The organism is Hymenobacter terrenus, from assembly GCF_000972495.1.
Lineage (GTDB): Bacteria > Bacteroidota > Bacteroidia > Cytophagales > Hymenobacteraceae > Hymenobacter > Hymenobacter terrenus.
Window position 1 is genome coordinate 37687 of the sequence record NZ_LATM01000017.1, and the last position, 13309, is coordinate 50995.

A 13309-nucleotide genomic window follows, 5' to 3' on the forward strand; every position below is an offset into this window, starting at 1 on the left:
TGGCCGACCCGAACACAAAAAAGCCGCTCTTGCTTGACAGGAGCGGCTTTCTAGTTAGCCGAATAGAAAGATTAGCTGGAACCTAAGCTACTGCACCTTCGGCCAGTACAATTACATTATTGCGGAGCACTTCTACCACACCGCCTTCAATGCGGATGGCTTCGCGGCCGGTCGCGCTGGTCAACGTGACCTGACCGGCCTTCAGGGCCGCAATCAGCGGGGCGTGGTTGTTCAGCACTTCAAATAAGCCATCGGTCCCCGGAAACTGGGCCGACGTCACTTCGCCTTCGAATACCTTACGGTCGGGGGTGATGATTTCTAAATGCATTTCTTATAGGATTAAAAGTCAAGATAAAAGAACGTCATGCTGAGCTTGCCGAAGCACCTCTACCGCAGCACTAATCAATTTTAGTATTGCGGTAGAGGTGCTTCGGCAAGCTCAGCATGACGTTCCGCTTGACGTTCTGAATTACTTCGCTTCAGCAATCAGCTTCTCACCCTTCGCTACGGCATCCTCGATGGTGCCCACGAGGTTGAACGCCGCCTCGGGCAGGTGGTCGTACTTGCCGTCGATGATTTCGTTGAAGCCTTTGATGGTGTCCTTAATGTCAACAAGCACGCCTTGCAGACCGGTGAACTGCTCAGCCACGAAGAAGGGCTGCGACAGGAAGCGCTGCACGCGACGGGCGCGGTTTACTACCTGCTTATCCTCTTCGGAAAGCTCGTCCATACCCAGAATGGCGATAATGTCTTGCAGCTCCTTATAGCGCTGGAGCAACTCTTTCACGCGCTGAGCCGTGTTGTAATGCTCGGCGCCGAGCACATCGGCCGATAGGATGCGCGAGGTCGAGTCCAGCGGGTCAACGGCCGGGTAGATACCCAACTCGGCGATTTTGCGGCTCAGTACCGTCGTGGCGTCCAAGTGGGCAAAGGTGTTGGCCGGGGCCGGGTCAGTCAAGTCATCGGCTGGCACATACACGGCCTGCACCGAGGTGATAGAGCCGCGCTTCGTGGAGGTGATGCGCTCCTGCATAGCACCCATTTCGGTGGCCAGCGTGGGCTGGTACCCTACGGCCGAAGGCATCCGGCCCAACAGCGCCGATACTTCCGAACCCGCCTGGGTGAAGCGGAAGATGTTGTCGATAAAGAACAGGATGTCGCGACCGGCACCGGTACCGTCGCCGTCGCGGAAGCTCTCGGCGATGGTCAGACCCGACAGGGCCACGCGGGCGCGGGCTCCGGGGGGCTCGTTCATCTGCCCGAACACGAGGGTAGCCTGCGACTTTTCCATCTCGGCCATGTCCACCTTGCTCAAATCCCAGCCGCCCTCTTCCATCGAGTGCTTGAAGGCATCGCCGTAGCGGATGATATTGGCTTCGATGAATTCACGCAGCAAGTCGTTGCCTTCACGGGTCCGCTCACCTACGCCAGCAAACACCGACAAACCTTCGTAGGCCTTGGCCACGTTGTTGATAAGCTCCTGAATCAGTACAGTTTTGCCTACACCGGCGCCCCCGAACAAACCAATTTTGCCGCCCTTTACATAAGGAGCGAGCAAGTCGATAACCTTGATACCGGTGAAGAATACCTCCGACGTCGTGGCGAGGTCTTCAAAAGCTGGGGCATTGCGGTGAATGGGCAGGCCGCCGGTGCTTTTGGGCTGCGCGATGCCGTCGATGGCTTCGCCGATTACGTTGAAGAGGCGGCCTTTCACGCCGTCGCCGGTGGGCATCGAAATGGGGGCGCCCAGGTCACGTACTTCGGCGCCACGGGTCAGGCCTTCGGTCGAGTCCATGGCAATGGTCCGGACCCGGTCTTCGCCCAAGTGCTGCTGGCACTCCAACACCACCACTTGGCCGTTGTCTTTCGTGACTTCGAGCGCGTCGAGGATGTTAGGCAGCTTCGTGTTTTCACCCGTGAAGCTCACGTCCACTACGGGCCCGATGACCTGGGTGATTTTGCCGGTATTCGCCATTGCGTTTTATTTATAATGAAGATGATGCGTTTTCAGGCCGCAAAATTACGCCAGAAGTGCCGCTTTTCCAATCCGGTGGCTCATAAGACTCGGGGTCAGGCGGCGGGAACAGGGAGCCACTTTAGGTGATGAAATTCAAGTCAGAATGGGCACCGAGCCGCTTCGCTGCTCCAGTCGGCCTGATTTTCTTCAGAAAATTTTTCCATAAAAACTTGCTCCGAATTTTTCCAGTAGTACATTTGCACTCCCAAACGGCACGTAGCCCGCCGGGAAACTGTCCGATGGTGTAACTGGCAACACGCTTGATTTTGATTCAAGAAAGTCCAGGTTCGAGCCCTGGTCGGACAACGACAAAGCTCTAGTGAACGCAAGGCGCTGGCTTCTCCAACTTTCGGAGTAGTCAGCGCCTTTCGCTTTTTCCATTTGGCCTCTTCGATAACCTCGACCGTACGAGCCGCCTGCGCATCAACTAATTATTCAGCACCTTCCCCAATGAAACAGGTCAAAATATTCGCTGGTAGCGCTTCCCGCGCCCTCGCCGAAAATATTGCTGCCGCCTATGGCACTACGCTCGGCGACCTCACCCTGCAGCGCTTTGCTGACACCGAAATGGGCCCGAGCTTCAACGAAAGCGTGCGTGGCTGCGAGGTTTTCCTCATCCAGAGCACCTGCCCGCCCGCCGAACACCTCATGGAGCTGATGCTGATGGTGGATGCTGCCAAGCGCGCCTCGGCCTACAAAGTCAATATCCTGATGCCCTACATGGGCTACGCCCGGCAAGACCGCAAAGACAAGCCTCGCGTAAGCATTGGTGCCAAGGTGGTAGCCAATATTGTGCAGAGCGTGGGCACCGACCGCCTAATGACCTGCGACCTGCACGCCGGCCAGATTCAGGGCTTCTTCGATATTCCTGTTGACCACCTCGACGGGGCCACCGTGCTGGCGCCCTACATCAAGTCGCTGAACCTGGAAAACCTGATTTTTGCCTCACCCGACGTGGGCGGTGTGGTTCGTACCCGGGCCTTTGCCAAAAAGTTTGGGGCCGAGATTGTGGTGTGCGACAAGATGCGCGTGCGGGCCAATGAAATTGCCTCTATGCAAGTTATTGGGGACGTAAAAGGGATGGATGTGGTGTTTGTTGACGACATGGTGGACACGGCTGGCACTATCTGCAAAGCTGCCGAACTGGTGATGGAGCGCGGGGCCAAATCGGTGCGCGCCGTGGTGACGCACCCGCTGCTGAGCGGCCCCGCCCACGACCGCATCCGTGCCTCAACCCTCACCGAAATGATTACGACTGATACTATTCCGCTACAGCAGGAAAACGATAAAATTCGCGTGATTTCACTGGCCCCGCTATTTGCAGCGGCCATTCGCAACGTGGTGACGCACGAGAGCATCAGCTCGCTGTTTGTGTAGCAATTTGCAGCAACGCCACACCTACTTTTAACCAACCGGCGCCAGGCACATTGCTGGCAAGTAACCCACTGGCAAGCAAATATTTTGAGCAGTCCTGCATTGCCAACAATGCGGGACTGCCTTGTTTCTTCCCTCGCAAGCAGCAGCCTGAACGGAAATTTTATCTCGTCTTTCGGTCAACTTTGGCACAATTTTGCAGAATACTTGCATAACCGTATTTCTGCCAATGCTATGACCAAATTCATTTACCCTACCCTGGGTGCGCTAACGGCACTGCTCTTGAGCGCCTGCGCCTCTACCATTCAAATCCGCGCCCTGGCTCCGGCTGCTGTGCAAATGCCTGATAATGTGCAAAGCATTGCCACGGCCAACCGTATTATTCCAGCCTCCAGCCGCACCAAGTTCTTCGATGTGCTTGAAGGCGCTTTCACGGGCGAAGGCATTGGGGTAGACCGGGCCGGGGCTGATGAATGCGTGAACGTGGTGGGGCAAGCCCTGGCTAACAACAGTTTCCGCTTCAAAGTGACGCAGGCGCAATTGCAACTGATGGGGCGCTCCCGGGAGTTTTTTCTGCCACCACTGGAGCCCCGCTACATCAAAAGCCTCTGCCGCCAAACTAATGTTGATGGTCTTGTGGTGCTCGAAGCCTTTGATTCGGACATGGGCCTGACCCGCACCAACGGCGAGCGAACCTACAAAGACAGAGAAGGCAAGGAACACAAAGTACCGACGGTGCACGTCGATATGATAATGAAGGTAGTGACGGGCTTTCGGACGTACAGCGCGGCCCAGGGCTTCATCGTCGACCAAGCCAAGCAGGAGGACCACTTGGCTTTCGTGGGCGAAGGCGATACCTACCAGGAGGCCTTGCGCCATCTGCCACCTCCGGCCGATTGCATCCGGCGCGTGGCTCAGTTAGCCGGCGATAAGTATGCACGCCGCATCGCACCGTCTTACGTCAATCTTCAACGCACCTATTTCACCAGCGCTAAAAAGAATGAACTCATGCGCCAGGCCAGCGTGCGCGCTGGCGCTGCCGACTGGCAAGGAGCCGCTACTATCTGGCAACAGGCTGCGAAAAATTTAAATCCCAAAATTGCCGGCCGTGCCTTTTTCAACCTCGCGGTGGCCAGCGAAGTCCGTGGCAACCTGCCCGAGGCCATTGAATGGGCCAAGAAATCGGCTTACACCTGCAACAACCGCCCCGCCCGCAGCTATTTGCGTGCGCTGCAATTCCGCCAGCAGGAATACGCCCTGATTGAAGAGCAGTTGAAGAGCCTACCGGTCGAAAAATGAGAATCGGATTGGTTTAGCCGCGCGGCAGATGTACCTTTGCGGCCCGTTTCGACAAAGGCTGTCGGGCGGTTAATTCATTCCAAACCAATTCTTTTTATGAAAAGCCTCGAGATTGTAGGGTTTAAAAGAGCGAATCTCGGTAAAACGGACGCCAAGGCATTGCGCCTCGACGCTCAAGTACCGTGCGTGTTATATGGCGGCAAGGACACCGTGCACTTCTCTGTGCCCGCTATCCTGTTCCGCGAGTTGTTGTACACGCCCGAGGCTCACATCGTGGACCTGAACGTGGAAGGCACCCTGTACCGCGCCATCGTGCAGGACGCCCAGTTTCACCCCGTGAACGAAATGCTCCTCCACGTTGACTTCCTGGAATTGGAGGAAGGCAAAGAGGTGAAAATGGACATCCCCGTGAAATACGTGGGCGTGTCGCCCGGCGTACTGGCCGGTGGTAAGCTGGTAAGCAAGCTGCGCAAAGTGCGCGTGCGCGCCACCATGGAAAACCTCCCCGACTACGTTGAAGTGAACATCGGTGCCCTGGAGCTCGGTAAGTCCATCAAGGTAGGTGCCGTGCAGCCCACCAACTACACTATTCTGACCAGCGCGGAAGCTCCCATTGCCACCATCACCATACCGCGTGCACTGAAAGGCGAAATGGCCGGCAACAAATAAGTATCACGGATGTAGTCGGATTATTCGGATTTCACGGATTCTCCTGACCAACTTCCGATACATTAAAAAAAGCCGCTCCAATTTTGGGGCGGCTTTTTTAATACAAGGGCTTACTCCTGCGAATGCACCGCAGGCCAACTGGTAATCCATGAAATCCGACTAAATCCGTGATATGAAGTTTCTGGTTCTTTGCCTGGGCAATATTGGCCTAGAGTACGCTGATACTCGCCACAACATCGGCTTCATGGTGGCCGATTATCTGGCCGCCAAATTTGACGCGCCACGGTTTGAAATTGGCCGCCATGCCTTTACTACTGAAATCAAGCATAAGGGCCACACCTACGCGCTGGTGAAGCCCACCACCTATATGAACCTGAGCGGCAAAGCGGCTGCCCACTGGCTGGCCACGCTCAAAATTCCAGTGGAAAATATGGTGGTTGTAACCGACGACCTCGCCCTCCCCTTCGGCAAGCTGCGCCTGAAGGGGCAAGGCTCCGCCGGGGGGCACAATGGTCTGAAAGACATTCAAGCCACGCTCGGCACCGATGTTTATGCGCGGCTGCGATTTGGTGTAGACGCTAATTTCCCCAAGGGTAGGCAAGTAGATTACGTGCTCAATCCATTTTCGGCCGACGAATTAATTGAGCTGCCAACCCGCATTGAAAAAGCGGGTGATGCCGTTCTGGCATTCGGCGCGTTGGGATTAGAAAGGGCCATGAACTTGGTAAACGTGAAATAATGCCCACGAGCACCGTAGCTTTCTTGAGGTACTGTCGGCCTGGCTTTATAGCTATTACATGAAAAAGGCGCGGCCCATGGGCCGCGCCTTTTTCATGTAATAGCTGTTTTGCTTACGCCACGCTACTGCCGTTGCGTACCGGTTTGCTCGGCTGCATCAGGGCCAGGCTGCCATCCGCGTTTTCAGCCATCAGCAGCATGCCCTGGCTTTGGATGCCTTTGATTTCGCGGGGCGCCAAGTTGAGGAGTACCTGTACTTGCTGGCCAATCAGGGCCTCGGGAATGAAATGCTCGGCAATACCGCTCACAATGGTGCGCTGCTCAAGGCCGAGGTCTATGGTTAGCTTCAGCAGCTTTTTGGTCTTCGCTACTTTCTCGGCAGCTACGACCGTGCCGATACGCAAATCCATTTGGCCAAAAGCATCAAATGATATATCCGCTTTGGCGGGCGTTACGGGCGTGCTGGCGAGCTGATTTTCCTTTTTAGTATCAAGGAGCTTTTGCACCTGCGTTTCCACAACGGCGTCTTCGATTTTGGCAAACAGCAGGGCAGCCTCTCGCAGCTCATGGCCAGCAGCCAGGGCGTCGGGACGGCCGGCGCTGGCCCAGTTACCCAACTCCAGGTTGAGCATGGCAGCCAGTTTGCGGGCCGATTCAGGCAGAAACGGCTCCAGCACGGGAGCCAGTGCCGCTGCTATTTGCAGCGCCACGTGCAACACGGTACCCGTGCGGGCTGCATCCGTTTTGATGAGATGCCAGGGCTGGGTTTCAGCCAAATATTTATTTCCTAAACGGGCTAAGTTTATCACTTCAGCCAATGCATCCCGGAAACGGTAATTTTCAATTAGCTCCCCAATCTTAGCGGGAAACTCTGCCAGTTGCGCAAAAGCATCTTGGTCAATGGCCGTTAATTCACCCAAGGCGGGCACTTTTCCTTCGAAGAATTTATGCGTGAGCACGGTAGCCCGGTTCACGAAGTTTCCAAGAGTAGCAACTAATTCGTTGTTGTTGCGCGCCTGAAAATCCTTCCAGGTAAAATCGTTGTCCTTCGTCTCAGGAGCATTGGCGCACAGCACGTAGCGCAATACGTCGGCCTGGCCGGGGAAATCAGCCAGGTATTCGTGCAGCCACACGGCCCAGTTGCGCGAGGTGCTGATTTTATCACCTTCCAGATTGAGAAACTCATTGGCGGGTACGTTATCCGGTAGAATAAATTCCCCGTGCGCCTTCAGCATTACCGGAAAAATAATGCAGTGAAAAACAATATTATCCTTACCAATAAAGTGCACGAGCTTGGAATCGGCATCTTTCCAATACAATTCCCATTCATCCGGAAACGCTTCTTTGGTAGCAGAGATATAACCAATGGGAGCATCGAACCAGACATAGAGCACTTTACCTTCGGCGCCGGGCACTGGCACCGGCACGCCCCAGTCGAGGTCGCGCGTTACGGCGCGGGGATGCAGGCCTTGATCAATCCAGGATTTACACTGGCCGTACACGTTGGCTTTCCAATCGTTTTTGTGGCCTTCAACTATCCATTCGCGCAGCCAGGGCTCGTACTGGTCGAGAGGCAGAAACCAATGCTTAGTATCGCGCAACACGGGTTGCGCACCGCTGAGCATACTGCGCGGATTAATTAATTCTGTTGGACTAAGCGACGTGCCGCAGCGCTCGCACTGGTCGCCGTAGGCATTTTCATTACCGCAATTAGGGCAAGTTCCCACAATGTAGCGGTCGGCTAGAAATTGTTGGGCCTGCTCGTCGAAGTACTGCTGCGTCGTTTGTTCGATAAATTGACCAGCGTCGTTCAGCTTGGTAAAAAAACTGCTGGAAACCTCGGCGTGGGTGCTTGAGGAAGTGCGGGAATACACATCGAACGACACATTGAAATCTCGGAACGAATCACGAATCAGGGTGTGGTACTTATCGACTACCTGCTGCGGCGTCACCCCCTCTTTTTGAGCCCGAATGGTAATTGGAACACCATGCTCATCGGAGCCACAAATAAACTTAACATCGCGACCAGCCGAACGCAGATAACGCACATAAATGTCGGCGGGCAAGTAAACTCCGGCCAAATGGCCAATATGCACCGGGCCATTGGCATAGGGCAAAGCAGCGGTAACCGTGTAACGCTTAGGAAGAACTGACATAAAACAAACAAGGAAAAGCGTAGCAACTAAGTGCTAAGTCTTTAAATAAAAGAGTTAGCACTTATTCACACGATGCAAGAGAACGATGAAAAAAAGCGCAGAAATTAAATCAACAAAAAAACAGGCAGGCCGTTTGACAATTAATTCATTTTATATTTGAGCGCGGCTAATTTTAAATTGAAGCTTAAATAGGCACCGCCCCCTCTTCTCACCCTTCATTAACCATTCAAATGAAAAAGCCTGCTGCTCCAATTAAAACGGAAAAACGCGCCAAATACACATTGGAAGAAAAGACAGCGCGCAAATCAGCAAAAGATGCTGGCAACGCTGCATCTGTTCTGAACGATGACCGGGCCGATAAAAAGGCCAGCCAGAAAAAATCGCTCAAATCGGCGGCTAAGCAATTGCAAAAAGAGTTGAATAACCGCATGAACGAAGTGGTGGCTCGCATCCGCAAAGAAACGAAGGCCAAGCTGAAGGAAGTAGTTAAGGAGGCCACACGCCGCCTAGATAGCGACACGGAGCGAATGTTTGAGCAGGCTCTGCACACCATCGTCCGGCACTACGATTCGGTATCGGGCAGCAACGGCGCCGCCGATAATGGCAGTGACGACGACAGCGGCAAAGCCAAACGCGGCCGTAAAAAAGGACAAGCGCTAAGTAAAGATGGTGGCTCTCGCAAGTTGCGTGCATCCCAAGCCGACACTACTGACGCCGCAACGGATGCTGCTACCGATACCACAACCGAGACGCCAGCCCCCAAAACCCGTGGGCGCAAGCCCGGCTCCGCAGCCACCAAGACTAAAGCTACCGCTACGGGGGCCCGGCGCGGGCCCAAACCTGGCACGCCCGCCACTGGCGCCCGCCGCGGGCCCAAACCGCGCATTCAAGCCACCCCGACACTAGAAAGCAATACGATACTGAATCCTGCTGATAGCGCTAGCACCAACGAAGTAAGCGCATAGCTTTTCTTCCTCGGCAACCCACTCCCGCATGCAAAAGCCCGGTCCTAATTAAAATTGGATCGGGCTTTTGCATGCGGGAGTGGGTCGTAAACTGCAACTAGGGTCTAAGGTCGACGGCGGGTCGTATCGACGGGCGGATCGTACTTAAGACGCTGTAGACGGGTTTCGGGCGTGGTGGTATTGGGGTCGTTGGTATTGACGTTCTCGATGCGCTTTAGGCGGTTTATGTCGGCTGCCTGCTCACCCAAACGGACGCGATTGGGAGTAGCATCGGGCACGGCAGCATTATTGCCGTTGCCACTGCTGTTGTAAATAGCGCGTCGGTCGGCATCGGTTTGGACTTGGGTGGGCACCGAGGTGGGCGTGGCAGTTTCGGCCGTTTGCTCGGAAGCGGTGCAGGCCGATAGCAGTACCGTACTCAAAGCCACTCGTGCGGAGTTTGTGAAAAGACGAAAGTTCATCATTGCCAACGCATGAAAATGCGGGCCAGAGTAGGCCGCCTGCTTCAAACGCGGCTTGTGGTGTTGTGGTTGGCGAAGCTAGGCCTGTACGCAATTAATTTTTTGGGGCTTAATACCATCCCAAAGCGCCATGCGTGCTTCGAGGCAACGAATGACAACCTGCTGGCACTCCAGCCAGCGTTCGGGGTCTTCGGCGCACAACTCGCGCACCATTTGCTGGGCCAGAGGAGCGTGCACTTCCTCATCAAGCTCAATGTGGCGGTCGAGATAATAGGTAAACGTATCGAGCTGACTCGGAAACCGGTCGCGTAACTCGCCCACCAGCTGGCGAAACATGGCCGGAATCAGGTCCTCACGGCCGAAAGTGAAAGCTGCCGCCACCACGTGCGGTTTATCAGACTGGATGATGGCAAATGTAGTTTCAACAAACTGACGCACTGAATCAGGCATCCGAGCCGCGTCTAGTGCTTGTGAGATGGTGCGCCCCGCTGCCACCGCGGCTACCAGTCGATGAATCGGGGCGGTATCGGCACCACATTCCTCCATGGCTCGCACGTAGAGCTCAAAATGGCTGGTTGGCCGGCCCTCGGGGTCAATGTCGCTTTCTTCTCCCAGCACGATTTCGTTGATGAGGCGCCGGGTGGCGGCATTAGCTGTGGGTACCCAAGGCACCTGCACACAGGTCAAATCCCGCTGCAACGACTTAAGCAGTGACATAAAGTCCCAAACGGCGAAGACATGATGCTCCATAAATCGCCGCAAATCGGGCAAAGTTTGGAGCCGGTAATACAACCCGTTATTGAGCAATAGACGGCGAGTAGGTGCCACTTCCCGTTGCAGGTACTCGATGGGATCTAAGACGTTGCACATAGACAAAGCTTGCTTTTATATAAATTTTCTAATAAAATAGAATAATTCCCCATCTCTTAAATTGTTGATTTTAGGCTGTTTTAGATACGAAAAAGCCCCCTGACACGGATTGCCAGAAGGGCGCTATTTATGAATTTTCCTAGGAAAATCCAGGGTACGCTATTTTTTCTCAAAGACCAGCGCATTCCCGTCCATGCAATAGCGCTGCCCCGTAGGTTTAGGTCCGTCATCAAAAACATGGCCGAGGTGACCGCCACACTTCGCGCACACAATCTCATCGCGGCTCATGCCAAAGGTATTATCGGAAGCAACTTTCACGCTGTTTTCGGTAGCAGGTGCGAAGAAGCTAGGCCAACCCGTACCCGACTCAAACTTGGTATCAGAGGAAAAAAGTAAGTTGTGGTCGGCGGCGCAGTAGTAGTTGCCGACGGCATGGTTGTCGTGGTATTTACCAGTAAATGGCCGCTCAGTGCCCTTTTCGCGCAGAATATAAAACTGGTCGGGAGTCAGCACTTTGCGCCATTCTGCCGCCGTCTTGCGCACTGGAAACTCGTCGGGCTTCCCCGTAACGGGCTTAGGCTTGAAATAGGTTTTGCCCGCTACGGGGCGGGCGGAGTGGGACGTATTGACTGCCACATCGCGTTTTTGCGAACAGGCCACATTGAGAGAGAGCACAGAGACAAATAGCAACAGCAAAGAGAAGCGCATGGTTGAGAATGAGTGGATTGTTGAATGACCAACATACGACGGCAAGCCCGAGTTTGGTCGGCGAGGTAGACGCAAACCAGTTGGGAACCTTACACCCCGGCTAACGGATTTAGGGCGACAGGCTTGGCGCGTTGCGGCTGGCGCGGCCACTTGTCTCCGCTGCCTGCCTCTTAATACTTGAGTAACACAAGGCTTTGCACCTTTTTATCCGTACCTTTGCACCCGCAAAAACACAACACATGGCCCAGAACATTCGGAATATTGCCATCATCGCTCACGTTGACCACGGCAAGACCACCCTGGTGGATAAAATTATCCACGCATCTAAGATTTTCGACGCTCACCAGCAGTTCGACGACCTCATCCTCGACAACAACGACCTGGAGCGGGAGCGCGGCATTACCATCGTTTCGAAGAACGTATCGGTTCGCTATAAAGACGTAAAAATCAACATTATCGACACTCCTGGTCACGCCGACTTCGGCGGTGAGGTAGAGCGGGTGTTGAAGCTGGCCGACGGCGTGCTGCTGCTCGTGGACGCCTTTGAAGGCGCCATGCCGCAGACCCGTTTCGTGCTCGGAAAAGCCATTGACCTGGGCCTGAAGCCTATTGTGGTGGTGAACAAAGTAGACAAAGAAAACTGCCGGCCCGACGAGGTGCACGAGCAGGTATTCGACTTGATGTTTAACCTCGGCGCTACCGAGGACCAGTTGGATTTCGTGACGCTGTACGGCTCTTCGAAGCAGGGCTGGATGAGCACTGACTGGAAAGTTAAAACCGACAATATCACCCCGCTGCTGGACGCTGTACTGGCTTCGATTCCGCCGGCACCAACCCTGGAAGGCACGCCCCAGATGCAAATTACCTCGCTCGACTACTCGTCGTTCGTGGGTCGTATCGCCATCGGCCGCGTGCACCGCGGCACCCTGAAAGAGGGTGCCAACATGAGCCTGATGAAGGCCGATGGCACCATCAAAAAAGTGAAAATCCGTGAGTTGCACGTGTTCGAAGGCCTGGGGCGGAACAAGGTGAGCGAAGTAAACAGTGGCGAAATCTGCGCCGTGTCGGGCATAGAGGGCTTTGACATTGGTGATACGCTGGCTGACTTTGAAAACCCCGAGGCGCTGGAGCGTATCAGCATCGACGAGCCGACGATGAACATGCTGTTCACCATCAATAACTCGCCGTTCTTCGGCAAGGAAGGCAAGTTTGTGACCTCGCGCCACTTGCGGGACCGTTTGTTCAAGGAAACTGAGAAGAACCTCGCGCTACGCGTGCAGGTGACCGATAAGGAAGACACCTTCCTGGTGTTTGGCCGTGGCATTCTGCACTTGTCGGTACTCATCGAAACCATGCGTCGGGAGGGCTATGAGTTACAAGTGGGCCAGCCCCAGGTTATCTACAAGGAAGACGAAAACGGCAAGCGCCTCGAGCCGATGGAATTGCTCGTGGTGGACGTACCCGAGGAGACCGCCGGCAAGGTGATTGAGCTGGTGAGCATGCGCAAAGGCGAAATGACCATCATGGAGCCCAAGGGCGACTTGCAGCACTTGGAATTCCGCATTCCGTCGCGGGGCCTCATTGGCCTGCGTAACAACGTGTTGACGGCTACCGGCGGCGAGGCCATCATGAACCACCGCTTCATTGACTTCGAAGAGCACAAGGGTCCGATTCCGGGCCGCATCGCGGGTTCGCTGATTTCACTGGAAACGGGCCCCGGCACCGCGTACACCATCGACAAGATGCAGGACCGTGGCTCCTTCTTCGTGGACCCGGGCGAGGAAGTGTACGCGGGTCAGGTTATCGGCGAGCACACCCGTCCGAACGACTTGACTATTAACATTCAGAAAGGTAAGAAGCTGACTAACATGCGTGCTTCGGGCTCGGACGAAAATGCCAAGATTGTGCCTAAGCGCCAGTTTTCGCTGGAAGAAGCTATGGAATACATCCAGAAGGATGAGTACCTGGAGGTAACGCCGAAGTCGGTGCGGATGCGTAAGATTCTGCTCGACGAAAACGAGCGTCTGCGCTACGCCAAGCAGGCCGAATAAT

The 13309-nt window shown here is 54.8% G+C and carries 12 protein-coding genes and 1 tRNA gene; 7 read left to right on the forward strand and 6 right to left on the reverse strand.

All coding sequences use genetic code 11. From position 1 onward, the window contains the following. Positions 1-82 precede the first annotated feature (82 nt). Together atpC and atpD are read right to left on the reverse strand one after the other, a co-directional pair. The gene (atpC, locus tag WX88_RS18085) at positions 83-328 is read right to left on the reverse strand and encodes an ATP synthase F1 subunit epsilon (RefSeq protein WP_046245810.1); all 246 of its coding nucleotides are present in this window, start codon (positions 326-328) and stop codon (positions 83-85) included. 141 nt (positions 329-469) lie between these two features. Continuing rightward, entirely contained in the window at positions 470-1975 is a 1506-nt protein-coding gene (gene atpD / locus WX88_RS18090; protein ID WP_046245811.1) for a F0F1 ATP synthase subunit beta, read from the reverse strand. A 275-nt stretch (positions 1976-2250) separates the two neighbouring features. On the opposite strand from atpD, the gene WX88_RS18095 reads away from it, so the two are divergent. The 5 genes from WX88_RS18095 (at position 2251) to pth (ending at position 6098) form a co-directional block, all read left to right on the forward strand. After that, positions 2251-2323, forward strand: a tRNA-Gln gene (locus WX88_RS18095). Between the two features lie 144 nt (positions 2324-2467). After that, the gene (locus WX88_RS18100; RefSeq protein WP_046245812.1) at positions 2468-3394 is read left to right on the forward strand and encodes a ribose-phosphate pyrophosphokinase; all 927 of its coding nucleotides are present in this window, start codon (positions 2468-2470) and stop codon (positions 3392-3394) included. A 231-nt stretch (positions 3395-3625) separates the two neighbouring features. Beyond that, positions 3626-4690: a DUF6340 family protein gene (locus WX88_RS18105; RefSeq protein ID WP_156176242.1), complete on the forward strand. Its 1065-nt coding sequence runs from the start codon at positions 3626-3628 to the stop codon at positions 4688-4690. 96 nt (positions 4691-4786) lie between these two features. After that, positions 4787-5359, forward strand: coding sequence for a 50S ribosomal protein L25/general stress protein Ctc (locus WX88_RS18110; RefSeq protein WP_046245814.1), 573 nt, complete (start codon positions 4787-4789; stop codon positions 5357-5359). Positions 5360-5531: 172 nt separating this feature from the next. Beyond that, positions 5532-6098, forward strand: coding sequence for an aminoacyl-tRNA hydrolase (pth, locus tag WX88_RS18115; RefSeq protein WP_046245815.1), 567 nt, complete (start codon positions 5532-5534; stop codon positions 6096-6098). A gap of 112 nt (positions 6099-6210) precedes the next feature. On the opposite strand, the gene metG is transcribed toward pth, so the two are convergent. Further along, the gene (gene metG / locus WX88_RS18120; protein WP_046245816.1) at positions 6211-8253 is read right to left on the reverse strand and encodes a methionine--tRNA ligase; all 2043 of its coding nucleotides are present in this window, start codon (positions 8251-8253) and stop codon (positions 6211-6213) included. A gap of 230 nt (positions 8254-8483) precedes the next feature. Between metG and WX88_RS18125 the strand changes: the two genes are divergently transcribed. Continuing rightward, positions 8484-9218, forward strand: a complete 735-nt coding sequence (locus tag WX88_RS18125; RefSeq protein WP_046245817.1) for a hypothetical protein — start codon at positions 8484-8486, stop codon at positions 9216-9218. 104 nt (positions 9219-9322) lie between these two features. On the opposite strand, the gene WX88_RS18130 is transcribed toward WX88_RS18125, so the two are convergent. The 3 genes from WX88_RS18130 to msrB all read right to left on the reverse strand — a co-directional run bounded on the left by WX88_RS18130 (position 9323) and on the right by msrB (position 11257). Then, positions 9323-9640: a hypothetical protein gene (locus tag WX88_RS18130; RefSeq protein WP_156176243.1), complete on the reverse strand. Its 318-nt coding sequence runs from the start codon at positions 9638-9640 to the stop codon at positions 9323-9325. Between the two features lie 117 nt (positions 9641-9757). Then, complete coding sequence (locus WX88_RS18135) at positions 9758-10549, reverse strand: DUF3050 domain-containing protein (RefSeq protein WP_046245819.1); 792 nt, start codon at positions 10547-10549, stop codon at positions 9758-9760. 159 nt (positions 10550-10708) lie between these two features. After that, positions 10709-11257 (reverse strand): peptide-methionine (R)-S-oxide reductase MsrB, encoded by a 549-nt coding sequence (msrB, locus tag WX88_RS18140; protein ID WP_082116135.1) that lies wholly within the window; start codon positions 11255-11257, stop codon positions 10709-10711. 239 nt (positions 11258-11496) lie between these two features. Between msrB and typA the strand changes: the two genes are divergently transcribed. After that, complete coding sequence (typA, locus tag WX88_RS18145) at positions 11497-13308, forward strand: translational GTPase TypA (RefSeq protein ID WP_046245820.1); 1812 nt, start codon at positions 11497-11499, stop codon at positions 13306-13308. The last annotated feature ends 1 nt before the right edge of the window (position 13309 follow it).

Bases quoted from the DNA above. Each gene is read 5' to 3' on its own strand.
- atpC (WP_046245810.1), bottom strand. From the start codon at position 328: ATGCATTTAGAAATCATCACCCCCGACCGTAAGGTATTCGAAGGCGAA.
- atpD (WP_046245811.1), bottom strand. From the start codon at position 1,975: ATGGCGAATACCGGCAAAATCACCCAGGTCATCGGGCCCGTAGTGGAC.
- WX88_RS18100 (WP_046245812.1), top strand. From the start codon at position 2,468: ATGAAACAGGTCAAAATATTCGCTGGTAGCGCTTCCCGCGCCCTCGCC.
- WX88_RS18105 (WP_156176242.1), top strand. From the start codon at position 3,626: ATGACCAAATTCATTTACCCTACCCTGGGTGCGCTAACGGCACTGCTC.
- WX88_RS18110 (WP_046245814.1), top strand. From the start codon at position 4,787: ATGAAAAGCCTCGAGATTGTAGGGTTTAAAAGAGCGAATCTCGGTAAA.
- pth (WP_046245815.1), top strand. From the start codon at position 5,532: ATGAAGTTTCTGGTTCTTTGCCTGGGCAATATTGGCCTAGAGTACGCT.
- metG (WP_046245816.1), bottom strand. From the start codon at position 8,253: ATGTCAGTTCTTCCTAAGCGTTACACGGTTACCGCTGCTTTGCCCTAT.
- WX88_RS18125 (WP_046245817.1), top strand. From the start codon at position 8,484: ATGAAAAAGCCTGCTGCTCCAATTAAAACGGAAAAACGCGCCAAATAC.
- WX88_RS18135 (WP_046245819.1), bottom strand. From the start codon at position 10,549: ATGTGCAACGTCTTAGATCCCATCGAGTACCTGCAACGGGAAGTGGCA.
- msrB (WP_082116135.1), bottom strand. From the start codon at position 11,257: ATGCGCTTCTCTTTGCTGTTGCTATTTGTCTCTGTGCTCTCTCTCAAT.
- typA (WP_046245820.1), top strand. From the start codon at position 11,497: ATGGCCCAGAACATTCGGAATATTGCCATCATCGCTCACGTTGACCAC.